Source organism: Paenibacillus sp. FSL K6-2524 (assembly GCF_038005525.1).
Taxonomy (GTDB): Bacteria; Bacillota; Bacilli; order Paenibacillales; family Paenibacillaceae; genus Fontibacillus; species Fontibacillus anaericanus.
Genome location: NZ_JBBOSP010000001.1, coordinates 996,783 through 1,020,589 on the forward strand (window position 1 = coordinate 996,783; position 23,807 = coordinate 1,020,589).

The window sequence follows — 23,807 nt, forward strand, 5'->3', positions numbered from 1 at the left end:
CTTTAATTATCAAGTCGGATTTTACTAATTCAGACATCAAATATTTCCTTTCTTTGATTTTAGATTGGAAGAACGCTGCTCTTAAGAAGGTATTTCATTCTTCCTGAGAAGAGTATTCTGTTATATATACAATATTTCAACAGCGATCACCTATGCACAAATAGCTCTGTAACTGTTCTCACATCTATCCGGTAACTGCTTTCTCCTTGTTCTTGTTTGCAAATTGTTTGCAATAAAACACCAAATGGACCAAAAGGCATCTTATTAATTTCCCAGTTCAGTCCATAGAACTACTTATTCAAATCCCTCGCGAATCTTATTCCTTGCTAATAGCCACCGGATTCTCCTCATAACTAACCCAATCACTCCAACTTCCCGCGTACAAACGAACTTTGGAATATCCCAATCGATGCAGGGCAAGCACATTTGGACAGGCACTTACACCTGAGCCACAGTAGATGATCGCTTCTTGTCCTTTGTCCATAGCCTCTGTAAGTCGAGAAAATTGGCTACTTAATAGTTGATCACTCTTCCAGGCTCCACTATCATCTAAGACCTGCTTCCAGAAGCTATTGATGGCTCCGGGAATGTGGCCTGCCTTGGCGTCAATAGGTTCTTGCTCACCGGCATAGCGCGATGCATCCCGAGAATCGACCAATAGTACGCCGGGGTTACTGAGAGATTGCTTAACTTCATTCATGTCAGCAAGCATATCATGGCGAAGATTGGGAACGAAGGAGGCTGGAATATTGATAGGTTGAGCATCTGTGAGGGGATAGCCGCCATCCTTCCAACTAGAAAATCCTTCGTCCATGACGTATACGGAGTCATGACCGAGCCAACGAAGCAGCCACCACAATCGAGAAGCATACATACCTCCTTGATCGTCGTAGGCTACGATCCGAGAATTGTTGCTGATTCCAGCTTGGCTGAGGCGTTTGGCAAGTACATCTGGATCAGGCAGGGGATGCCGGCCGCCATGCGTGTTAACTGGTGATGAAAGATCGACCTCCAGATCGAGGTAGATTGCTCCAGGAATATGTGATTGTGCAAAGGCTTCCTGTCCTGCAGTAGGACGACCTAGCTCAAAACGACAATCTACAATGACAAGATCAGGCTCATACATACGTGCTAACAACCACTTTTTTGAAACAATAAGGTCCATGGTTTGCCTCCTAAAAGATTTGTGAGCAATACACCCACGAATATACTTCGAACAAAACTTACCTCGTAAGCATGGTCCTGCTCTAATTGAAGAGTTATTTTCTAATCTCAAAGAACTGACAATCACGTCTGGAATGGTAGGTTAGATCACTGACGCTTGATTGTGTGATGATAGTTTCATCGGTAAAGCGAATCAGAGCGCTTCCCGATTCAATTAAATGATTATCGCGAAATACGCGGACAAGAAGACGCCGATCCATGGCTTCTTGAAAATCCGCTTCGGTAATAAGCCGTCTAAGGATGGGCATAGGATTCAGTCTCCTTTATAATGTAGGTTAATACGATTATAAATGATTATGATGTATGGATGATACCTATCGGAGGATAGCTTGAGGAGGAATAAGCGTCAATGTCACGAATTGACATGGGAAAATGATAAGATGGACCCACCTGTCTACCTATTTGCATCTCGAGAATACGACAAAACATAAAAAACTCGATTTAAAAAAACTATAGAGGGAAAACCTCCATGTAATTTGTTGTTTAATTCATAAGAGTTTGTCTAACTGGAATTTCTCCAGTTAAATCTAGGGAATTTTACTAGCATGGTGATTTTTCGTTAGATTAACTGGAGTTATTCCAACTAGTTGGAGCTAAAAGGACCATATGGCTAAATTAGCGGGAGTTTTTCCAGTTAGGTTCCAGCTGAGTATAAAATTGAAGCCTCGGACGAGCTAGATTTATGTTTCTATGTTGGACAGGTATGTTGTTAATTATAGTTAAAGTTTATGTTTTTGTTTATGTTTATGTTTTTGTTTATGTTGGAGTTAAAGCTTGAACCTGAATTTAAACTTGAGGCTTAATTTGTGGGCAAAATTGGTCATAATTAAAGTAAAAGAAAGGCGGAGAAATTTATGACGTATACATTCATTATCCAACCTAGCACATATAACGCCTTCGAGAACGAGGCAGAAATAATCGAAAAATGCAAAGAATGGGGTCTTTTATCAGATAAGGCTGCAAAAATGAAAGCATTTTTCTACAAGGGAAATGGTATGAATTTGGCCTGTACTATAGTTGGTTTTGTCGACAATGTAACTGCGGTTATTGAATTCGATAATAAACAGCAGCACTGCATTCACCCTTCATATTTGAAGGAGATGCAGGCAGCTAATTACGGTTCGAAGCCTTCGGTATCGGCAGATGAAGAAGAGCCTCAGATTGAACCAACTAAGGTAGATACACCTGAAGCAGCTGAACTTAAGGCTGAACAACCCAAAGCCAAAGAACTTATAGTCGATATATCTGAGGCCTCAAAACCTCCGAAGAGTAAAGTGAAAAAGGAAAAGAAACAAAAACTTCAGCTTCCTGAAGAAAAGGTTAAACTGAGCGCTATCGTTAAGGAATTTACAACAGTGCCTAATCATTTCTCCGATAATGATGATGAAGTGGTCATCTATGAAGCGGTAACTATTATTGAGCCTGAGACAGAAATCGGTGAAGCTTGGTCCAGTCACAGTGCTACGCTCAAAAAGAATGAATTAGCCATCGGCGACAAAATTACCTTTGAGGCTAAAATCGTCGCCAAGAAGCTTACGAAATATCCCGTACCGTACAAAATCAACAATCCAGCGAAGATTCAAAAGGTGGATTCTTAAGTTAGTTTCAATTCAGCCCACCATTAAATGTTCTTAAGGTCGGGAACGTCCCAGCGGATAATCAGACCTGCGTGGGTCAAGCCGCTACCGAAACCATATATCATGATTCGATCACCATATTTCAATTGTTGATGGTCGATCCCAGTCTGTAAAGCGAGGGGAATGGAGGCGGAAGAAGTGTTGCCCATTTCTGTTACGCTTTGCAGTGTTTTGGAGAGAGGGAATTCGGCCTTCTCACAAATGGACTCGATCATGCGGAGGTTAGCGCTATGTGGCACGAACCAATCGATTTGATCGCGTTCCAAGTTGGCCTGATCAAGCAGAACATTGATACCCGCAGTAACGGTTCGCACAGCCCATTTGAATACCTCGCGTCCATTTTGCACAATTCGCCCATCACCTTCGAGTGGTGTTTGGTTTAACTGTGAGGATAATCCGGAACGGTATACATGGATGCCGCCACTACCTTGCGTCCCCATAGTAAAAGATTCAAAGCCTGCATGATCAGGATCAGGGTTAGGATCATATTCAACGAGAGCTGCTCCTGCCCCGTCACCGAATAGAATGCAGGTGCTTCGATCACGATAGTCGGTTATTTTTGACATGGTTTCTCCAGCTACGACCAATATCTTCTTATGCAGACCGGAGGTAATCAGACCATTCGCCACATGCAGGGCATATGAGAACCCAGCACAAGTGGCGTTCAGGTCGATCGCCCCGGTCTCTTGTATTCCCAAATGATCTTGGACAAGGCAAGATACGGATGGAAATGCAAAGTCAGGTGTAGTAGTCGTAGCGATAATCATATCAACATCGTCGAGTGAAACAGAGTAGGTATCTCTTAGCTTCTCCGCAGCACGAATGCAGAGATGGGAAGTGAATTCATCGCTTGCTGCGATATGTCGTGTCCGGATGCCTGTTCGTTGGATGATCCATTCATCGTTCGTATCAACTAATCGTTCCAAATCTTCATTGGTCATAATAGCTTCTGGAACATAAGTGCCAATGGCAGTAATACGGGCTTTGGATAATGTCGACAATTGAAATCACTCCTTTATCGTTATATTATGAATTAGTATCAAGTGTTAGTACCTGGTATTAAAAATGATTATAGCAGTTAGTTGCAGATTCTTCAAACTGTTTAGTTGAGGCTCTGCAAAAGAATGGTTGGATATACAAGCAAAGATGATAATATTGTAATTGATCTATATAACTACATACATTTTCGCGATGATGAAATTGTCTCTGCGCATCTTATGGAGTGACTGAGCAAAGAATAAGTCAGGGGTGTTCAAGCATGCGGTTTAAAGATGTATTTTCAATAATTGGGCCAAGCATGGTGGGGCCTTCAAGTTCTCATACCGCTGGAGCTGTCAGGTTAGGAAGAACGGCCAGGCATGTACTTGGAGCACAGCCGGAACAAGCCGAAATTATTTTTTATGGTTCTTTTGCTACAACGTATCAAGGTCATGGTACCGATCTAGCTATTATTGCAGGTTTACTTAATTACGATACAGATGATATGCGAATTAAGGATGCTTTAGTTCAAAGTGAGCTGGCTGGCTTAAAAGTAGAACTTCGTACGGCGCAGAAGGCTGGGGTACATCCGAATACGGCTACGTTAATTCTTCAGCGGGGTGAGCAGAAGGTTACTGTAACAGGTTGCTCCATAGGAGGAGGCAACATTGAAATCGTTAGTATTGATGATTTCGATGTTAAATTTACGGCGGTATATCCAACGTTGTTAATCTTTCATGCTGACCGGCGAGGTATTTTAGCTGAAATGACAGATATCTTCAAACATGCCGATGCCAATATTGGCTACATGGAGGTTGACCGAAAGTCTAGAAGTGGTGATGCATTAACTGTTATTGAAAGTGATGAGGTATTAAGTACTGATTTTATCGATCAGATATCTAAATTACCTGACGTTTACAAGATACGCGTTATAAATCTTACTGCTAAAGGGGAAAATCATGAGGTTCTCTAGTTTGGAGCAAATGATACAACTATGCGTAGAGGAATCAGTTACGATAGGGCAATTAATGATTACGGAGCAAGCAGCAGAGACAGGAACGACCGCAGCACAAGTGATTGAACAAATGACCGCATATTATGAAGTAATGAAGGAAGCAGTGACCAAAGGGATAGAAGACGATTCAAAACCTCGCAGTGGTTTGACAGGTGGAGATGCCAAACGAGTTCATACATACATCCAGAACGGTGTAGTTTCCTTAGGAACAGAGACATGTACTGCGATGGCCTATGCATTAGCCGTCTCTGAGGTTAATGCATCTATGGGACGTATCATTGCTACTCCTACGGCAGGTTCCTGTGGCATCATTCCAGGTGTGTTCGTAAGCTCACAAGAGAGATTTGGCTGGAGTGACGAGCACATGGTGCAGGGTCTATTCAGTGCTGGTGCTATCGGTTATGTTATCGCTAATAATTCGTTCGTATCTGGTGCAGAAGGTGGATGTCAAGCCGAGGTTGGTTCTGCTATCGGTATGGCGGCAGGAGCTTTAGTCGAGCTTCGTGGTGGTACACCTGAGCAAGCTGTGCACGCTGTGGGACTGGCACTGAAAAACTCACTTGGCCTCATATGTGATCCGGTTGGCGGACTAGTAGAAATCCCTTGTATCGTCAGAAATGGCTTCGGTGCGGTTACTGCGATGGCGGCTGCAGATATGGCGCTAGCTGGTGTGAGAAGCGTCATTCCATCAGATGAAGTGATCGGTGTAATGCTTGAGGTTGGAAGTGCGATGCCCGAAAAGCATAGAGAGACGGCTATGGGCGGGCTCGCTCAGACTCCTACTGGCAAGAAGATTATGAAGGAGCTCTATGGAAGAAGTATGGGGAAGGGCTGACTAGGACTTAACGATCCTATTTATAAAGTTATCAAAGAGGTTCTAGTGAGAAGGTTCTCCTTCCCTGGAACCTTTTTGGTGTTTCGTTAGATGAATAAATAATACAAACCACAAAGCAATGAATTTCATAGAATATATTAGTTTTCATAGAAATGATAGGAGGGAGACTTGGATGCCAGTAATTAAAATGCATTTAACCGCAACGAGTACTATCACTGGAAATGTGAATACTTCAACGAGTACTACTACGGTTCCTACGGTAAATCGTTATACGGCAGCCGTAGTTCTTGGTAACATCATCGGAGGTACAACTGTTATACCTGCAACAAGCTTCACTAATGACAGTGGTGGTTCTGTCGCTGCTGGGGGACTTGTTGTTGCATCTAGTAATGGTTACTATAACCTTTTTCAGAATAATGTACTTCAAAGAGGAGCAACGAGTACTTTAAGCGCAGCGAACCTAACGATAAATTCAGCACTAATAGTTGGAGTTACGATAGTTGTAGAGGTTGTCAATTTTTCTTCCACATCAACGTCTACTTCGACCAACAACTTTGCTATTACAACTTCAATAAAAAGTTAACTCCTGATCCTCATGTTATAATGTGGGGTAGAAAGGAGTGTTACATTAACTCATGAAAACGTTAGTATTAGCGGAAAAGCCATCCGTTGCGCGGGAAATCGCGCGGGTGATGGGAAGCCGAGATAAACATAAGGGATATTTTGAAGGACCCAAATATGTAGTTACATGGGCATTGGGTCATTTGGTTGGACTTGCCGAACCCGAGGATTATGATGGGAAATTTGGTACTTGGGCGATAGAGGATTTACCAATTCTACCTGGAAAAATGAAGCTGAAGGTGCTGAAGGAGTCCAGTCATCAGTATAAGATTGTTCAGCAATTGATGCGGCGGCAGGATGTGGGTGAACTTATCGTTGCTACAGATGCAGCTCGGGAAGGTGAGTTGCTGGCGAGATGGATCATGGATATGGTCAAATGGAATAAGCCATTCCAGCGACTATGGATTTCCTCACAGACGGATAAAGCGATTAAAGAAGGATTCTCCTCACTGAAACCGGGGGCCCAGTTTGAGCGTTTATATCAATCGGCTCGTTGCCGTGCGGAAGCGGATTGGATGATTGGTCTGAATGTTACACGTGCGCTGACCTGCAAATTTGGTGCACCGTTGTCTGCTGGCCGTGTGCAAACTCCGAGTCTGGGGATGATCATGCAGCGTGAGAATGAGATTATTTCTTTCGTTTCAGAAGGATATAGTACGCTCCGTGCTGATCTGGGATCTTTCCAAGTGACATGGCGGGGAAATAACGGTGACTCGCGCATATTTAACCCGGAGGAAGTAACGCGGTTGCAGAGTAAGTTGGATGGACGTTCAGGTAAAATCATTAAGCTTAAAAAGAGTGAGAAGACAGTTCCTCATCCTTTGGCCTATGATTTAACGGAATTACAGCGGGATGCCAACCGTATGCTGGGATTCTCGGCGAAACAGACATCTAATGTACTGCAACGACTGTATGAGCAGCATAAATTGGTTACTTATCCGCGAACTGATTCGCGTTATCTCACTTCCGATATGGGCGATACACTAAAGGAACGGCTAAATAGTGTAGCCGTTGGTCCCTACGCTCCGTTAGCGAGACCCTTGCTACGTAAGCCGCTGACGCTTAGTAAACGAATTGTGGATGATAGTAAGGTGACCGATCACCATGCGATTATCCCTACAGAGCAGACGGTATTATTAAATGCGCTTAGTTCAGAAGAACGAAAGTTATATGATCTGATCGTTCGGCGATTTATCAGTTTGTTCTATCCTCCTGCTCGTTTCGACAATGTCGCTGTTACTGTAGATATTGCCGGGGAGAACCTTCATGCTAAAGGAACGACAATGAAGGATAGCGGTTGGCGTGTTGTCTACGACGGGCAAGCCATGGATGAGGATGAAGACGGTGACGATACGGAGGAACGGGGTACGACGCTTCCTGAGCTGCGTGAAGGCGAGGCTGTTACTGTTAAGAAGTGCCTAGTACAGACGGGACGGACGTTGCCGCCGAAGCGATATACGGAAGCTGCGCTGCTGACACAGATGGAGAAACACGGACTGGGAACCCCGGCTACGCGTGCGGATATCATTGAGAAGCTAGTCAATTCAGATACGATAGAGCGTCAAGGTAATTCTCTACATCCGACAGGAAAAGGGAAGCAACTGATTCAGCTTGCCCCCGCAGATTTACGGACACCAGAACTAACGGCACGTTGGGAGGCTGAACTGGAGCGCATCGCTCGTGGACAAGGCAAGCCGGAGCCATTCCTTCTAGGCATTCGAGATATGGCACAGAGTCTGATCAACGGTGTTAAAAATAGTGAAGCAACCTATAAGCCACACAATGTATCAAATAGCCATTGCCCAGATTGTGGTACAAGGTTACTAGAGAAGAAGACGGCACGTGGTCTCGTGTTAACTTGTCCAAGTGAGGACTGTGGCTACCGCCGTTCGGGTGAGAAGCGACTATCTAATCGTCGTTGTCCTCAGTGTCATAAGAAGATGGAGATGAAAGAAGGCAAGGCAGGTCCTTATGTACAATGTCTTGGATGTGGTATTACGGAGACAATGAATCAGGATTCGAAGCATGTAAACAAGCGAGAGCAACAGAAGCTAGTAAACCAGTTTGCGAAGAAACAGGAGTCAATTGGATCTAACCTAGGAGATTTACTTAAAGCCGCTATGGAGAAGAAGGGCAAGTAAATTTACCGTATAAAATAAAGAATACGACGGGATGATAAAGCTGGGAGGTGATGAACGTGCCGCATCATAAAGCGCGGAAGACCGAAAACCAGCAGAATAAATCCAGCATCCTTGAGGAGACGATCGAGGTTAAGCCGAAGAAACAGGCCGATCTTCCCCCAAGTTTGAATCAAATTTCGAAGAACGAATCATAGTGAGACACTGCTTAAGCTCCCCTGAAGGGGAGTTTTTTTTAATTATAGAAATAGGCGTGGTATACTATATATGAGTAAGAGTTGGAACTTATACCGATAGAGTAAGAAAAAAGGGGGGCCGATATGGTTACGGGATTATTGATTTGGTTTATATTTATTAACGGGGTAGCCTATCTAGTTATGTCGGATGACAAACGCCGTGCCCAGCGAAGACGCGAACGCGTCCCTGAACGTACCTTATTCCTACTTGCTACCATTGGTGGAGCACTTGGTGTGCTAATGGCTATGAATCTCAAACGTCATAAGACCAAGCATGTCAGCTTTCGGGTGGGTGTTCCATTACTTTTACTTCTAAATGCTGTGCTTTACGGGTATTTTTTATTCTAATTCCATGGAGGTGCTTTTCTATGTTATTTACTAACATTCTAGCAGCGTACGATGGTTCTAAAGCCGGGACGAAAGCGTTAGACAAAGCGATTGAACTGGTGAAGCTGACGCCTGGTGCGAAGCTTACGGTTGTGCATGTTTACGATTTTCCGCGTTTTTATATTGCAGATGGCTTTGCACCAGTGCCAACTTCCATAAATCAAGACTTCTATGAATTAGCTGAAAGAACAGCGGAGGATGCAAGAATCCGCTTGGAAGAAGTAGGAGTGAGTGCGGATGTAGAGTTGGCACAGGGTGCTCCTGCAGAAGTGATTCTCGATTATGCAAAGAAACACGATAACGATCTCATTATCATCGGAAGTCGTGGTCTTGGTGGCATCCGTGAATTTGTGCTCGGTAGTGTCAGCCATAATGTTGTTCAGCATGCTCGAATTCCAGTATTGGTTATTAAATAAACTATGAATAGAAGGAGTGCCTTTAGGGGCATTCCTTTTTTTGATTGATTCGTGGTAGCCATGAGGAATGCATTCGTCAAAAAGCGAACATTATTATTTTCAAGTGTCATAATGTTCGGGTTTTAAGTTGACATAGCCTGTGCAGGATTGTTAAACTAATAAAGGAATGGTGGATTAGCCACCGAAAAGAATAGTCCTCGTATATCACCGGGAATATGGCCCGGAAGTATCTACCTGAAAACCGTAAATTTTCGGACTACGAGTGAATACGTGACAGAAGGGTCACTCCATCAGGAGACCTTCTTTGTTATTGTCATGGGTAGGGATTGTTCTTACATCCCTATTCGTATTCACTTTGATGTCCGGAATTTCTGAAAATACTAGCTATTTTCCAGAGAGTGCCGGACTTTTTTTAGCGTTAAAGGAATAGTCATCGCTTCGCTGGATTGATAAGTTTGTTCATAAATATTAGAAAGTGGGTTGAGTCATGTCAGCACAGGTAGCAGTGATCATGGGTAGTAAATCGGACTGGGATACGATGTCCCATGCATGTGCCATACTGGAGGAACTCCAAGTTCCTTATGAAAAGCAAGTTGTTTCCGCTCACCGTACGCCTGATTTGATGTTTGAATTTGCGGAGAATGCGGCATCACGGGGGCTTAAGGTAATTATCGCGGGTGCAGGTGGCGCGGCGCATTTACCAGGCATGGTAGCGGCAAAGACTTTACTACCTGTGATCGGCGTACCGGTCAAATCGGCAGCGCTGAATGGGCTTGACTCGCTGCTTTCGATCGTACAGATGCCTGGAGGTATTCCAGTAGCTACGGTTGCAATTGGTAAAGCGGGAGCTATTAATGCCGGTTTGCTTGCGGCACAAATGCTAGGTGCTTTTGATTCTCAGCTATCGGAAAGATTGCAAGTGCGTCGTGATCGTATTCGTGAAGAGGTACTAGCTAGCAGTTCTGAATTGGGAGAGATTATGCAATGAGCGGGACAATTAGTGGCGATAACAATCAACAACCCATCATCGGGCCGGGATCGAGAATCGGCGTGCTAGGTGGGGGACAATTAGGACGAATGATGGCTCTTGCAGGTAGCAATCTCGGCTACCATTTTGTTACGCTTGATCCGACACCAGAGTGTCCCTGTGGTCAACTAACAGAGCAAATTGTCGCTGGATACGATGATAAGAAAGCAGCCCGTCTACTGGCGGAACGTTCAGATGTGATCACGTATGAGTTTGAGAATGTTGATGTAGAGGTAGCTGAATTGTTAGAACGATTATCGTATGTACCACAAGGAAGTAAGTTGCTCTACACGACACAGCATCGACTTCGGGAGAAGGCAGCTGTGGAAGCGGCGGGAGTGAAGGTGGCACCTTACGCGGAAATTAGTAGTGAGATGGAACTACGGGAAGCGGTATCGCGCCTTGGTATTCCAAGTGTATTGAAGACAGTAACTGGTGGATATGATGGTAAGGGTCAATGGGTCATCAAATCGGAAGCTGAGATTGGCCCTGCATATAGCGAATTGAGCCGAGCGGGAACAGAGCTTGTACTGGAACAATTTATCCCTTTCGTAAAAGAGTTGTCAGTTATTGCTGCTCGCAGTCCACGCGGGGAAGTTATGACGTTCCCGGTAGCCGAGAACATTCATGTGGATAACATCCTACATATCTCCATTGTTCCAGCAAGAGTGGAAGAGTCAGTGCTTCGTCAAGCGGAGCAACTAGCGGCTCGGATAGCGGAATCGATGGAGGCTGTTGGACTCCTCGCTGTGGAGATGTTCCTGACAGAGGGTGGAGAATTGTACGTCAATGAGCTTGCACCACGTCCTCATAACTCAGGACACTATACAATGGAGGCATGCACGACGTCGCAGTTCGAGCAACATGTTCGTTCAATCTGCAACTTACCATTGGGTAAGACAAGTCTTCTATCCCCTGTGGTAATGGTCAATGTGCTTGGTGAGCATATGGATGCAGTAGCTAAGGCTTTAACAGAGGAAGATTTGACTTGGGCAAACTCCAAGGTTGTACCGAAGCTTCATCTATATGGGAAGAATGGTTCAGCCCCCAAAAGAAAGATGGGACATATCAATTTACTATGTAGTCATGTGCAGGACGGTTTAGACTGGATACAGCAAACTAAAATTTGGAGGAATCAACATTCATGATCGAACGTTATAGCAGACCGGAAATGAGAGCCATATGGACAGAAGAGAATAAATTTAAGGCTTGGCTAGAAGTGGAAATATGCGCTTGCGAGGCGTGGGCTGAGCTCGGCGTCATTCCGAAAGATGATGTGGCGCTGCTTAGAAAAAATGCGTCTTTTGATATTGATCGTATTTACGAAATCGAGCAGGAGACTCGTCACGATGTGATCGCTTTTACTCGTTCTGTGTCTGAGAGCCTTGGTGCTGAACGCAAATGGGTACATTACGGTCTGACTTCAACTGATGTAGTTGATACAGCGCTCGGTTATTTACTTAAGCAAGCCAATGATATTTTGGAGCAAGACATCATTAATTTCATCGAGATCCTGCGCAATAAAGCTATAGCTTATAAGAACACACCAATGATGGGCCGTACGCATGGTGTTCATGCTGAGCCAACAACTTTTGGTCTTAAGATGGCACTGTGGCACGAGGAGATGAAACGGAATCTAGAGCGTTTCCGCCGGGCGGCGGATGGCGTACAGTTTGGTAAAATTTCTGGTGCGGTGGGTACTTATGCGAATATCGATCCATTCGTTGAAGAATTTGTCTGCAAGAAACTAGGTACAACAGCAGCGCCGATCTCAACCCAGACATTACAGCGTGACCGTCACGCAGAGTACATGGCTTCGCTTGCTCTGGTTGCTACGTCACTTGATAAGTTCGCAACGGAAGTTCGTGCTTTGCAGAAGAGTGAATTCCGTGAGGTAGAAGAAGCATTCGCTAAAGGGCAAAAGGGATCATCCGCTATGCCGCATAAACGTAATCCAATCGGTAGTGAGAACATTTCTGGATTGTCACGCGTCATTCGTGGTCATATGGTATCCGCTTATGAGAACGTGACACTATGGCATGAGCGCGATATTTCACACTCCTCTGTAGAGCGTATCATTCTACCGGATGCGACCATGCTGCTCAACTACATGTTGAATCGCTTTGGTAACATTGTGAAGAATCTAACCGTGTTCCCTGAGAACATGGAACGTAACATGGGTCGTACATTCGGAGTACCTTTCTCTGGCCGTGTGTTGACGAAGTTGATCGACAAAGGATTCAGCCGTGAGCAAGCTTATGATACGGTGCAACCACGCGCTATGCAGGCCTGGGAGACAAGGCGGCAGTTCCGTGACATTGTGGAAGAGACGCCAGAAATCACAGCGGTACTTAGTAAGGAAGAGATTGAAGATGCCTTCAATCCTTCATGGCATTTGAAACATGTGGATACGATATTCCGCAAGCTAGGCTTGACTGAATAGTTCAAGAATACATGAATCGATGAGGCGTGGGACCCCATAGCAGGGTCCTAGGACGTCAAAAGGAGAACAGTAAACATGTCATCACCGGCAATTTCCACGGCAGAAGATATTGTGAACGCCCCTTTGCTGTATAAAGGCAAGGTCCGGGAACTGTATGATTTGGGAGATTATTATTTGATCGTTGTTACAGATCGTATCTCTGCATTTGATTATGTACTGGATCCAGCAGTGCCTGATAAGGGTAATGTGCTGAATCAACTGAGCAGCTTCTGGTTCGAGAAGACGAAGGATTTAATTGAGAATCATGTGATTCATACAGATATTGAACAGCTTGGTTCTGTCATTAATGAAGAACATAAGCCGATACTCAAGAACCGGGTAATGGTCACTCGTAAAGCGCAGCGTATCGATATTGAATGTGTTGTACGGGGTTATGTAACAGGTGGCGGTTGGCGTCAATATGTACAGAATGGTGAAATTAATGGCATTAATCTGCCGAAAGGTCTCCGTAAAAACGACAAACTACGTGAACCGATCTTTACACCTGCTGCTAAGAACGATGTAGGTCATGATGAGGACATTTCGTTCGAAGCGATGGTGGATATGGTCGGAAACGACCTTGCGGAGCAACTTCGCAGCCGTAGCCTTGAGATGTACAAATTCGCTCGGGATTACTGCGAGGAACGCAACATCATTCTTGCCGACTGTAAGCTGGAATTTGGCCTGGTGGATGGCAAACTGATTCTGATTGACGAAATTTTCACACCGGATGCTTCACGCTTCTGGGCTAGAGAAAATTATGCGCTCGACATAGAAATCGACAGTATGGACAAAGAGCCTGTCCGCACCTATCTGTTAGGCTCAGATTGGGACAAGAACAGCAAGCCTGATCCCCTTCCGCTAGCCGTAGTGGAAGAGACGACTCGGCGTTACCGAGACATATTCAAGCGCCTTACGAAGCAAGAGCTATCATAATTTACTTTCATGATCATCAATTTTATACTGCAAATTCCAATACTAGGAGGAATACGAGGAATATGATTAAAGCGACGGTTTATGTAACTATTAAGCAAAGTGTACTTGATCCACAAGGGGTTGCTGTACAAGGGGCTCTTCATTCTATGGGTTATACAGAAGCGCAAAGTGTTCGGATTGGTAAATATATGGAAATCAAACTGGATACCAATGATCTGAATGAAGCTGAAGCCCGTGTTAAAGACATGTGCGAGAAGTTACTAGCTAACACAGTTGTAGAAGATTACCGCTTTGAATTGGAGGTTTGATTCATGAAATTCGCAGTGCTTGTATTTCCTGGTTCAAACTGTGACATCGACTGCTATAAAGCGGTAGAAGATACTTTGAATGAACCTGTCGATTACGTATGGCATACGGCAACAGACCTATCAGCATACGATTGTATTCTTGTTCCTGGTGGTTTCTCTTATGGTGATTATCTCCGGTGTGGTGCCATTTCTCGGTTTGCTCCGGTTATGGCTGAGGTAGCAAAGGCAGCAGAACAAGGTAAGTATGTTCTTGGTATTTGCAATGGATTCCAGATTCTTACTGAAGCAGGACTGCTTCCGGGTACATTGCGTCGCAATATGTCGTTGAAGTTCCGTTGTCACGATACGATACTCCGGGTTGAGAACAATGAGAATCCATTTACATCGCAGTATGAAAAGGGTCAAGAGATCAAGATTCCGATCGCCCATGGTGAAGGGAACTATTATTGTGATGAAGCAACACTTGCGAAACTGGAAGAGAACAAGCAAATTATTTTCCGCTATGTAGGGAATCCGAATGGTTCGTTAGATGATATTGCAGGCATTTCCAATGAGCGTGGCAACGTAGTTGGCATGATGCCACATCCAGAGCGCGCGGTGGACAGTCTACTAGGTTCTGAAGATGGAAAAGGGATGTTTATTTCGATATTAAAGGCTTGGAGGGATCAACATGAGTCAGCAAGTATCCGCTAAGGAACCGAATGCAGAGCAAATTGCAGAACAGCAAATATATAAGCAAATGGGTGTCTCGGATAATGAGTACGAGCTGATCTGTGGCTTTCTTGGGCGTCGTCCCAACTATACAGAAATTGGTGTCTTCAGCGTAATGTGGTCTGAGCACTGTGCGTATAAGAACTCCAAACCATTGCTTCGTCGTTTTCCGGTCACTGGACCTCGCGTCCTAATGGGACCTGGTGAAGGTGCGGGTATCGTTGATATTGGTGACAATCAGGCGGTTGTATTCAAAATTGAAAGTCATAATCACCCTTCGGCAGTCGAGCCTTACCAAGGTGCGGCAACGGGTGTGGGCGGAATTATTCGTGATATTTTCTCAATGGGTGCAAGACCTATCGCTGTACTTAATTCCTTGCGTTTCGGTAAGCTGGAAAGTGGGCGTGTCAAATACCTATTCGAACATGTCGTATCAGGGATCGCTGGATATGGTAACTGTATTGGCATTCCAACGGTGGGTGGCGAAGTCGTATTCGATGATAGCTATGATGGTAATCCACTAGTTAACGCGATGTGTGTGGGTCTGATTGATCATGATAAAATTCAGCGCGGTGTAGCTAAAGGTGTAGGGAACCCAGTGTTCTATGTTGGACCACCAACAGGTAGAGATGGTATTCACGGGGCAACATTTGCATCGGAAGAATTGACGGATGAATCAGAAGCTAGACGGACGGCCGTACAAGTAGGCGACCCTTTCATGGAGAAACTGGTTATGGAATCTTGTCTAGAGTTGATTGATTCCGGTATCGTACTGGGTATTCAGGATATGGGTGCTGCTGGTCTTACCTGTTCCAGTGCTGAGATGGCAAGTAAGGCGGGGAATGGTCTAGAACTTTACCTAGATCAAGTACCGCAACGTGAAGACGGAATGACTGCTTATGAAATGATGCTTTCCGAATCCCAAGAACGGATGTTATTCGTTGTAGAACCGAAGGATGAGGCGCAAGCTCAGGAGATTTTTGATCGGTGGGGCGTTATTTGTGCCAAAGTAGGTAAGGTAACTGATGATGGCATGCTAAAGTTGTTCCATCATGGTGAATTAGTAGGTGATATGCCAGTGACGGCGCTTGTAGATGAATGTCCGATCTATGACAAACCATCTGCGGTTCCAGCTTATTATGAGCAAAATGCCAATGTGGATACATTGCGTTACGACGAGGTTACGGATCTAGGTGAGGCACTGGATAAAGTGTTATCTTCTCCATCTGTCTCGAGTAAAGCTTGGGTATATAACCAATATGATTATATGGTTCGTACGAGCACAGCGGTTCGCCCGGGTTCGGATGCGGCTGTTGTGACCATTCGGGGAACACGGAAGGCACTTGCGATGACAACCGACTGTAACGGACGGTTTGTGTATCTCGATCCTGAAGTTGGTGGAAAGATCGCAGTCAGCGAAGCGGCACGTAATATCGTCTGCTCTGGTGCGGAGCCACTTGCGATTACGGATAATCTGAATTTTGGTAATCCAGAGAAACCAGAAATCTTCTGGCAAATGGAAAAAGCAGTAGATGGTATGGCGGAAGCTTGCCGTGAACTAGATACACCGGTCATCGGCGGTAATGTCAGTCTATACAATGAGAATACGAAAGGCGCAATCTATCCGACCCCAGTGGTTGGTATGGTAGGGCTAATTCACGATACAGATCATATTACGACACAAGGATTCAAATCCGAGGGTGATGCGATTCTATTGCTAGGTGATACTTTCGCTGAGCTTGGAGGTAGTGAATTCCAAGCGATCGTACACGGTGTGACTGAGGGACGTCCACCGCAGCTTGAATTAAATACCGAGAAGAACTTGCTAGACACGGTTCTTGCGGCTATCCAGCAAGGGCTAGTGCGCTCGGCGCATGATTTGTCTGAAGGTGGTCTTGCTGTTGCGCTTGCTGAATCTTGTATTAGTGGAGGACTTGGAGCAAAAGTTTCGTTTGAAAGTAATCTTCGTCCTGATATCACATTGTTTAGTGAATCACAGTCCCGTATTCTGCTATCGTCTTCACCTGAAAAAGCAGCTGAATTGGAACAGTTCATCTCATCACGTGGTGTACCTGTGAAGAATATCGGCAAGGTTGAAGGTCAAAACCTTGAGATTATCTTGGGCGGTAACTCCGTTCTAAGCAGACCGGTGAAGGGATTGAAGCAGGTCTGGGAGGATGTAATTCCATGTCTGATGAACTCATAATACCGCAAGGTCTTTGGACGGGAGATTATTATAACGAAGGTACAGGGAAAGACGATATATTTGATACCTTAAAGGAAGAGTGTGGCGTGTTCGGGGTGTTTAATCATCCCGAAGCTGCCTCCTTATCCTATTACGGACTGCATGCATTGCAGCACCGGGGGGAAGAAAGCGCAGGCCTATGCGTTTCGGATGGTGAAGATTTTAATTATCACCGTGGTATGGGACTCGTTAAGGAAGTATTTGATCGAGATAAGTTGCTGTCATTAAAAGGTGATCGTTCTATCGGGCATGTCCGTTATTCAACTAGCGGAGACAGTCGACTGGCGAACGCTCAACCACTTATCTTCAAGTACCGCGATGGTGATCTGGCGGTGGCAACGAACGGCAATATCGTCAATGCACCGAAGATTCGGCATGAATTGGAGCAAAGCGGATCGATCTTTCAAACGACAAGTGATACGGAAGTTATTGCGCATTTGATCGCGCGGTCTTCGAAAGATTTCGTCGAAGCGGCAAAGGATGCACTTGGCCAATTGGTTGGTGGATTTGCCTTCTTACTGCTTACGAATGATAAGTTGATCGTTGCTAGTGATCCACACGGTCTACGTCCACTAACTATGGGACGTCTGGGTGATGCGTACTTATTCTCTTCGGAGACATGTGCATTTGAAGTTGTTGGAGCTGAAATGGTTCGAGATATTCAACCTGGTGAAATGCTTGTGCTGGATAAGGACGGTCTACGTGAGGAGCGTTTTGCCACTCCGCAGCGGAAGGCACTATGTGCAATGGAGTACATATACTTCTCCCGTCCTGATAGTGATTTGAATGGTTCTAACCTGCATTCTTCCCGCAAACGGATGGGGAAGATCATGGCACAGGAATCATTCGTGGATGCAGACATTGTGACCGGTGTTCCTGATTCTAGTATATCTGCTGCGATAGGTTATGCTGAGCAGACAGGCATTCCTTATGAGCTAGGATTGATCAAGAATAAATACACGGGACGTACTTTCATTCAACCAAGCCAAGAACTGCGTGAGCAGGGTGTGAAGATGAAACTGAGTGCCGTTCGCCGTGTGGTGGAAGGTAAACGTGTTGTCATGATCGATGACTCTATCGTTCGTGGTACGACTTCTCGGCGTATCGTTAATCTTTTGCGTGAAGTTGGTGCAACAGAAGTCCACGTTCGTATTACATCACCACCTTTCAAGAATCCTTGCTTCTATGGGATCGATACACCTGATAGGGGAGACTTGATCGCCTCCTATAAGACGATTGAAGAAATCTGCCGAGAGATCAACGCAGACTCACTGCAATTCCTAAGTCCCGAAGGCCTAATTCAAGCGGTTGGTGGCGACAGCAGAAGTGAGTACAAAGGTGGACTTTGTATGGCTTGCTTCGATAACGACTACCCTACACGGACTGATTTTGACGGTGAAGAGAAATTCGGCTGTAGTTGTTAATAGCTAAGTAGTTCATAGGATTAAGAAATTAACCTTAAGGAGAGTGTCCTTACGTGTCTGAAGCATATAAAAATGCCGGAGTAGATATCGCGGCGGGTAATGAAGCGGTAGAACGGATGAAGAGTCACGTTAAGCGGACATTGCGTCCAGAAGTAATGACTGATTTGGGCGGTTTTGGCGCCTTGTTCGGATTGAATAAGGATAAATACGAGGAACCTGTGCTTGTATCAGGAACAGACGGCGTAGGTACGAAGCTGAAAATTGCTTTCGCTATGGACAAACATGACACGATTGGTGTCGATGCTGTAGCTATGTGTGTCAACGACATCATTGTGCAAGGTGCAGAGCCACTTTTCTTCCTAGATTATCTTGCTTGCGATAAAGTAATTCCTACTAAGATTGAAGCAATCGTATCAGGTATTGCTGATGGTTGCTCGGAATCAGGCTGCGCACTAATTGGCGGCGAGACAGCAGAAATGCCTGGTATGTATGCAGAAGGTGAATACGATATCGCCGGATTTACTGTTGGTGTTGTCGATAAGAGTAAAATCATTAACGGCAGCATGATTGCACCAGGAGATACCGTAATCGGTTTGGCTTCAAGTGGAGTCCACAGTAATGGTTTCTCACTTGTACGCAAAACATTGCTAGAAGATGCTGGCTATGATCTTCATGATAAGTTGCCTGAACTTGGTAACGAGGTGCTTGGTGAAGTATTGCTCACACCAACTAAATTATATGTGAAGCCCGTACTTTCCTTACTAGAGCAGGTAAAAGTAAAAGGGATGGCGCATATTACGGGCGGTGGATTTATTGAGAACATTCCACGGATGCTGCCGGATGGTGTGAACGTAAATATTGATTATGGAACATGGCCAATTTTGCCGATATTCTCGCTGTTGCAGGAGAAGGGTAATGTTAGCAACCGTGACATGTTTACTACATTCAATATGGGCATAGGGATGGTCATCGTAGTTGGTGAAGATCAAGCCAAGTCTTCGCTAGAAGCTCTTCGTGCTGCGGGAGAAACCCCTTATGTCATAGGACGGGTAACCGAAGGAAATCGGGAAGTGACATTTGCAGGAGTTGAAATATAATGACGTCCCCGTACCGGATTGCTGTATTTGCCTCCGGCCAAGGAAGTAACTTTCAGAATCTAGTGGACTGGGCGAATGATGGCAAGCTTGGGGCGGAAATCGCCCTTCTTGTCTGTAATAAGGCACAGGCTCCTGTGGTGGAACGTGCACGCAAAGCAGGTATAGACTGTTTGTTATTCGATCCGAAGGCGTACGCTTCCCGGGGAGAATACGAAACGGAGATTGCTGTGGAACTTGCCAATAGAGGTATTGATCTCATTGTGCTTGCTGGATATATGCTGCTGCTTACTCCAGTTTTGGTCGATCTTTATGCTGGCCGAATGATTAATATTCATCCTTCATTATTGCCGTCGTTTCCTGGAGTCAACGCGATTGGTCAAGCTTGGAATTATGGTGTCAAAGTAACTGGAGTTACGGTTCATTTGGTGGATGGTGGGATGGACAGCGGTGCTGTAATTGCTCAGCAAGTGGTTCACATCGACGAGGATGACAGTATTCAGTCACTTGAAGACAAGATTCATACAGCGGAGTCAGAATTATATCCTAAGGTTGTGTCATGGTTCGCTAAGGGACGTGTCCATATATCGGGTCGAAAGATTACAGTAGAGCACGGGATCTGACATTCGAATATGCGCCAATATGCTGAAATGCACTATGGGTATGACAATGAATGCGAAATAAGTATTTTTCGAAGTGGATGCGTGACATGATTTCGATATTTCCCGAGAAATATCGGGTTATTAAATTAACTTGTCGCTAGAGCGTCCAAGTCAGTTGCCATTATAAAGGAGGAGCCAATTCGTGAGTATCAAAAGAGCGCTAGTAAGTGTATCAGATAAAACAGGTATCGTGGATTTTTGCCGTGAGCTGTCGCAATTGGGTGTGGAGATTATTTCGACAGGGGGAACGAAAAACCTGTTGTCGAAGGAAGGGGTACCTGTCATCGGTATTTCTGATGTGACAGGATTTCCCGAAATTTTGGATGGTCGTGTAAAGACGCTACATCCTGCTGTTCATAGCGGACTCCTGGCTGTGCGTGATAGCGCAGAACATCAGGCCCAAATGAAGGAACTTGGTCTTGATTATATCGATCTAGTAGTCGTTAATCTATATCCGTTCCAAGAGACGATTGCTAAACCGGATGTGGCTTATGAAGACGCCATTGAGAATATCGATATTGGTGGACCAACTATGCTTCGTTCCGCCGCTAAGAACCATGCCTTTGTTAGTGTAGTTGTTGATTCTGACGACTATAGTAAGGTTCTCGAAGAGATTCGTAGTGAAGGCGACACGACCCTTGAAACACGTAAACGGCTTGCGGCCAAAGTTTTCCGCCACACGGCGGCTTATGATGCTTTGATTTCTGATTATTTAAGCAATGTGAATGGTGATCCACTTCCGGAGCGCTTCACAGTTACTTACGAGAAGCTTCAAGATCTTCGCTATGGTGAGAATCCACATCAAAAGGCGGCATTCTATCGCAAACCGCTTGCGGGTGCAGACACACTAACAACGGCTGAGCAATTGCACGGCAAAGAATTGTCCTATAATAATATTAACGATGCGAATGCGGCTCTGCAGATTGTCAAAGAATTTGAAGAACCAGCCGTAGTAGCAGTGAAACATATGAATCCTTGCGGTGTAGGTGTAGGCAAGAGCATTTATGAAGCCTATGAAAAAGCATACCAAGCAGATCCAGTGTCGATCTTCGGCGGAATTGTAGCGGCTAACCGCATCATCGACGAAGATACGGCAAATCTACTTAAGGATATCTTCCTTGAGATCATCCTTGCCCCAGGCTTTACGCAAGAAGCGCTTGATATCCTTACGAAGAAGAAAAACATTCGCCTATTGAAATTAGGTGGTTTGGAACTTGGTGGCGATCGGAAGAGTCAATTCGTTGTAACTTCCATCGACGGAGGTATGGTAATCCAAGAGAGTGATACTCACTCGGTGACTGAAGCAGATTTGAAAGTTGTAACTGACCGTAAGCCAACAGAGGAAGAACTGAAACAACTACTCTTCGGTTGGAAAGTTGTTAAGCATGTGAAGTCTAATGCGATCGTATTAGCTAAAGATGATATGACAATTGGTGTAGGTGCAGGACAAATGAACCGAGTTGGATCGGCAAAAATTGCAATCGAACAAGCGGGCGACAAGGTACAAGGCAGTGCACTCGCTTCCGATGCGTTCTTCCCTATGGGAGATACAGTAGAAGCTGCTGCAAAAGCTGGTGTAACGGCTATCATTCAACCAGGAGGATCGGTTAAAGACGAAGAATCGATTCAAATGGCGAATAAATATGGAATTGCCATGGTATTTACTGGCGTAAGACATTTCAAACACTAAGTTATAACCGGCTATATTTGATGAAATAAAGAATGATGATATTGCGGAGAGAGCGAAATGATTCTAAAGAAGCTAAAAGCTTTCCTTAGGAAAGCTACATCGGAAGGATAAGCTTCGTTCGCCTTTGTCCCCGAATTTCAACCTTTATAATAATTCAATCAAGAAATTTGGGGACAACAGCGATCGTAAGAACTTTTCGCTCACGGAGCCTATAATCACAATGATTAGTTCAACTATAATAGGGCGGCAGGACCGTTAATAAGTAGGTGAGTGGGGACGTGTGTGAATCATGTCTCCGCTCATCATTCTTGCAGACGTCCTGCCGTTTCTTGCTAGGTAGCAAAGGGGGAAACAATGGATATTTTAGTGATTGGTGGCGGAGGCCGCGAACATGCAATTTGCTGGGCATTAGCCAAAAGTCCGAATGCAGGAGTAATTTATTGTGCGCCAGGTAATGCTGGAATTGGCGAAATTGCGGAGATTGTACCTATTCAGGTGAACGAGTTTGACCGACTGACAGCTTTCGCACAGGAGAAGAAAGTTGGGCTTGTTGTCGTTGGTCCTGATGATCCACTTGTGGATGGAATTGTAGATGCTTTTGAGGCTAAGGATATTCCGGTATTTGGACCGCGCAAGAATGCGGCGTATATTGAAGGAAGTAAGACGTTCATGAAGGATTTGCTGAAGAAATACGATATTCCAACAGCGGCTTACGAGAAGTTTGATCAATATGAGACGGCGCTGAAATATTTACAGAGCCAACCTCTGCCGATAGTTATCAAAGCGGATGGGCTGGCTGCTGGTAAGGGTGTTACGGTTGCATTTACCTCCGAGCAAGCCGAATCTGCCTTAAAAGATATCATGGTGAATAAGGTTTTTGGTGAATCCGGTGCCCAGGTCGTTATCGAGGAGTTCCTAGCAGGTCAAGAGATGTCTATTCTGGCCTTTGTTGATGGAGAGACGGTTCGTCCGATGGCAGCTGCGCAGGATCACAAGCAGGTCTATGATGCGGATCAAGGTCCAAATACAGGTGGTATGGGAACCTACTCCCCGCTACCTCACATTGCAGATAGCATTATTGAAGAAGCTATCGAAACAATTATCAAGCCGACAGCCAAAGCAATGGTTACGGAAGGACGTCATTTCCGTGGTATTCTATTCGCAGGTCTGATGATCTCACCTGATGGTAAGCCCAAGACAATCGAGTTTAATGCTCGGTTTGGCGACCCTGAGACACAGGTTGTTCTACCGCGCTTGAAGAGCGACTTGTTGGAAATTTTCTTGGCTGCTGTAAACGGCACACTGGATCAGGTCGAGATTGAGTGGAGCGATGAAGCAGCTGTATGCGTAGTGCTCGCTTCCGGTGGATATCCCGCTTCCTATCCGACAGGATTACAGATCTCAGGACTTGAGAAAGCGAAGGATGCGCTTGTATTCCATGCCGGTACGGCAAAGAATGCAGACGACGAATGGGTTACTGACGGTGGACGCGTTCTTGGCGTTGTGGGTATAGGACAAGACATTGCTGCCGCACGCAAGAACGCTTATGCTATAGCTGAAGGCATTACATTCGAAGGCAAGCACAATCGAAGTGATATTGCGGCTAAAGCCTTAGTATAGAGTACACATTTGAGGACCTTCATTTCTACGATAGTCGTAGTTGTGAAGGTCTTTTTCTATTTAGAGCTACCTGTAAGAGTGTTTAGACTCCCAGATGATGCTGTTATTTATTTAGCTAGAA

23 protein-coding genes and 1 riboswitch are annotated in these 23,807 nt (G+C 45.1%); of the genes, 20 read left to right on the forward strand and 3 right to left on the reverse strand.

Going from position 1 to position 23,807, the window contains the following annotated elements; all coding sequences use genetic code 11:
- Positions 1-316 precede the first annotated feature (316 nt).
- The gene (locus NST85_RS04300) at positions 317-1,165 is read right to left on the reverse strand and encodes a sulfurtransferase (protein ID WP_341188634.1); all 849 of its coding nucleotides are present in this window, start codon (positions 1,163-1,165) and stop codon (positions 317-319) included.
- A 94-nt stretch (positions 1,166-1,259) separates the two neighbouring features.
- Positions 1,260-1,472, reverse strand: coding sequence for a hypothetical protein (locus NST85_RS04305; protein WP_127194268.1), 213 nt, complete (start codon positions 1,470-1,472; stop codon positions 1,260-1,262).
- Positions 1,473-2,078: 606 nt separating this feature from the next.
- Here NST85_RS04305 and NST85_RS04310 point away from each other — a divergent pair.
- On the forward strand, positions 2,079-2,822 hold the full coding sequence (locus NST85_RS04310) for a hypothetical protein (RefSeq protein WP_341188635.1): 744 nt from the start codon (positions 2,079-2,081) through the stop codon (positions 2,820-2,822).
- A 23-nt stretch (positions 2,823-2,845) separates the two neighbouring features.
- Here NST85_RS04310 and NST85_RS04315 read toward each other — a convergent pair whose 3' ends face one another.
- Positions 2,846-3,862: a ketoacyl-ACP synthase III gene (locus NST85_RS04315; RefSeq protein ID WP_341188636.1), complete on the reverse strand. Its 1,017-nt coding sequence runs from the start codon at positions 3,860-3,862 to the stop codon at positions 2,846-2,848.
- Between the two features lie 257 nt (positions 3,863-4,119).
- On the opposite strand from NST85_RS04315, the gene sdaAB reads away from it, so the two are divergent.
- The 19 genes from sdaAB (at position 4,120) to purD (ending at position 23,686) form a co-directional block, all read left to right on the forward strand.
- Entirely contained in the window at positions 4,120-4,812 is a 693-nt protein-coding gene (sdaAB, locus tag NST85_RS04320; protein ID WP_127194265.1) for an L-serine ammonia-lyase, iron-sulfur-dependent subunit beta, read from the forward strand.
- Complete coding sequence (sdaAA, locus tag NST85_RS04325; RefSeq protein ID WP_127194264.1) at positions 4,799-5,689, forward strand: L-serine ammonia-lyase, iron-sulfur-dependent, subunit alpha; 891 nt, start codon at positions 4,799-4,801, stop codon at positions 5,687-5,689. The genes sdaAB and sdaAA overlap by 14 nt, the downstream gene beginning before the upstream one ends.
- 172 nt (positions 5,690-5,861) lie before the next feature.
- Positions 5,862-6,272, forward strand: a complete 411-nt coding sequence (locus NST85_RS04330; RefSeq protein ID WP_341188637.1) for a DUF4183 domain-containing protein — start codon at positions 5,862-5,864, stop codon at positions 6,270-6,272.
- Positions 6,273-6,324: 52 nt separating this feature from the next.
- Entirely contained in the window at positions 6,325-8,451 is a 2,127-nt protein-coding gene (locus NST85_RS04335; RefSeq protein WP_341188638.1) for a DNA topoisomerase III, read from the forward strand.
- Positions 8,452-8,507: 56 nt separating this feature from the next.
- Positions 8,508-8,645 carry a hypothetical protein gene (locus NST85_RS04340; protein ID WP_170220272.1) on the forward strand — a complete coding sequence of 46 codons (138 nt, stop codon included), beginning with the start codon at positions 8,508-8,510 and terminating at the stop codon, positions 8,643-8,645.
- Positions 8,646-8,768: 123 nt separating this feature from the next.
- The gene (locus tag NST85_RS04345) at positions 8,769-9,032 is read left to right on the forward strand and encodes a DUF1294 domain-containing protein (protein WP_127194262.1); all 264 of its coding nucleotides are present in this window, start codon (positions 8,769-8,771) and stop codon (positions 9,030-9,032) included.
- Between the two features lie 20 nt (positions 9,033-9,052).
- The gene (locus NST85_RS04350; protein ID WP_127194261.1) at positions 9,053-9,487 is read left to right on the forward strand and encodes a universal stress protein; all 435 of its coding nucleotides are present in this window, start codon (positions 9,053-9,055) and stop codon (positions 9,485-9,487) included.
- A 177-nt stretch (positions 9,488-9,664) separates the two neighbouring features.
- A riboswitch (purine riboswitch) is annotated at positions 9,665-9,766 on the forward strand.
- 208 nt (positions 9,767-9,974) lie between these two features.
- Complete coding sequence (gene purE / locus NST85_RS04355) at positions 9,975-10,475, forward strand: 5-(carboxyamino)imidazole ribonucleotide mutase (RefSeq protein ID WP_127193006.1); 501 nt, start codon at positions 9,975-9,977, stop codon at positions 10,473-10,475.
- Complete coding sequence (gene purK, locus NST85_RS04360) at positions 10,472-11,662, forward strand: 5-(carboxyamino)imidazole ribonucleotide synthase (RefSeq protein ID WP_341188639.1); 1,191 nt, start codon at positions 10,472-10,474, stop codon at positions 11,660-11,662. The genes purE and purK overlap by 4 nt, the downstream gene beginning before the upstream one ends.
- The gene (gene purB / locus NST85_RS04365) at positions 11,659-12,957 is read left to right on the forward strand and encodes an adenylosuccinate lyase (RefSeq protein WP_341188640.1); all 1,299 of its coding nucleotides are present in this window, start codon (positions 11,659-11,661) and stop codon (positions 12,955-12,957) included. The genes purK and purB overlap by 4 nt, the downstream gene beginning before the upstream one ends.
- A 75-nt stretch (positions 12,958-13,032) precedes the next feature.
- Positions 13,033-13,932 (forward strand): phosphoribosylaminoimidazolesuccinocarboxamide synthase, encoded by a 900-nt coding sequence (locus NST85_RS04370; RefSeq protein WP_127193003.1) that lies wholly within the window; start codon positions 13,033-13,035, stop codon positions 13,930-13,932.
- A 62-nt stretch (positions 13,933-13,994) separates the two neighbouring features.
- Positions 13,995-14,240 carry a phosphoribosylformylglycinamidine synthase subunit PurS gene (gene purS / locus NST85_RS04375; RefSeq protein ID WP_341188641.1) on the forward strand — a complete coding sequence of 82 codons (246 nt, stop codon included), beginning with the start codon at positions 13,995-13,997 and terminating at the stop codon, positions 14,238-14,240.
- 3 nt (positions 14,241-14,243) lie between these two features.
- Positions 14,244-14,933 carry a phosphoribosylformylglycinamidine synthase subunit PurQ gene (purQ, locus tag NST85_RS04380; protein ID WP_341188642.1) on the forward strand — a complete coding sequence of 230 codons (690 nt, stop codon included), beginning with the start codon at positions 14,244-14,246 and terminating at the stop codon, positions 14,931-14,933.
- On the forward strand, positions 14,911-17,157 hold the full coding sequence (purL, locus tag NST85_RS04385; protein ID WP_341188643.1) for a phosphoribosylformylglycinamidine synthase subunit PurL: 2,247 nt from the start codon (positions 14,911-14,913) through the stop codon (positions 17,155-17,157). The genes purQ and purL overlap by 23 nt, the downstream gene beginning before the upstream one ends.
- On the forward strand, positions 17,139-18,620 hold the full coding sequence (purF, locus tag NST85_RS04390; protein WP_341188644.1) for an amidophosphoribosyltransferase: 1,482 nt from the start codon (positions 17,139-17,141) through the stop codon (positions 18,618-18,620). The genes purL and purF overlap by 19 nt, the downstream gene beginning before the upstream one ends.
- A gap of 53 nt (positions 18,621-18,673) precedes the next feature.
- A complete protein-coding gene (gene purM, locus NST85_RS04395; RefSeq protein WP_341188645.1) occupies positions 18,674-19,717 on the forward strand; it encodes a phosphoribosylformylglycinamidine cyclo-ligase in 1,044 nt (347 codons plus the stop codon).
- Positions 19,717-20,337 (forward strand): phosphoribosylglycinamide formyltransferase, encoded by a 621-nt coding sequence (purN, locus tag NST85_RS04400; RefSeq protein ID WP_341188646.1) that lies wholly within the window; start codon positions 19,717-19,719, stop codon positions 20,335-20,337. Before purM ends, purN begins: the two co-directional genes overlap by 1 nt.
- 181 nt (positions 20,338-20,518) lie before the next feature.
- Positions 20,519-22,066 carry a bifunctional phosphoribosylaminoimidazolecarboxamide formyltransferase/IMP cyclohydrolase gene (gene purH, locus NST85_RS04405; RefSeq protein ID WP_127192996.1) on the forward strand — a complete coding sequence of 516 codons (1,548 nt, stop codon included), beginning with the start codon at positions 20,519-20,521 and terminating at the stop codon, positions 22,064-22,066.
- Positions 22,067-22,420: 354 nt separating this feature from the next.
- Positions 22,421-23,686, forward strand: a complete 1,266-nt coding sequence (gene purD, locus NST85_RS04410; protein WP_341188647.1) for a phosphoribosylamine--glycine ligase — start codon at positions 22,421-22,423, stop codon at positions 23,684-23,686.
- Positions 23,687-23,807: the final 121 nt, after the last annotated feature.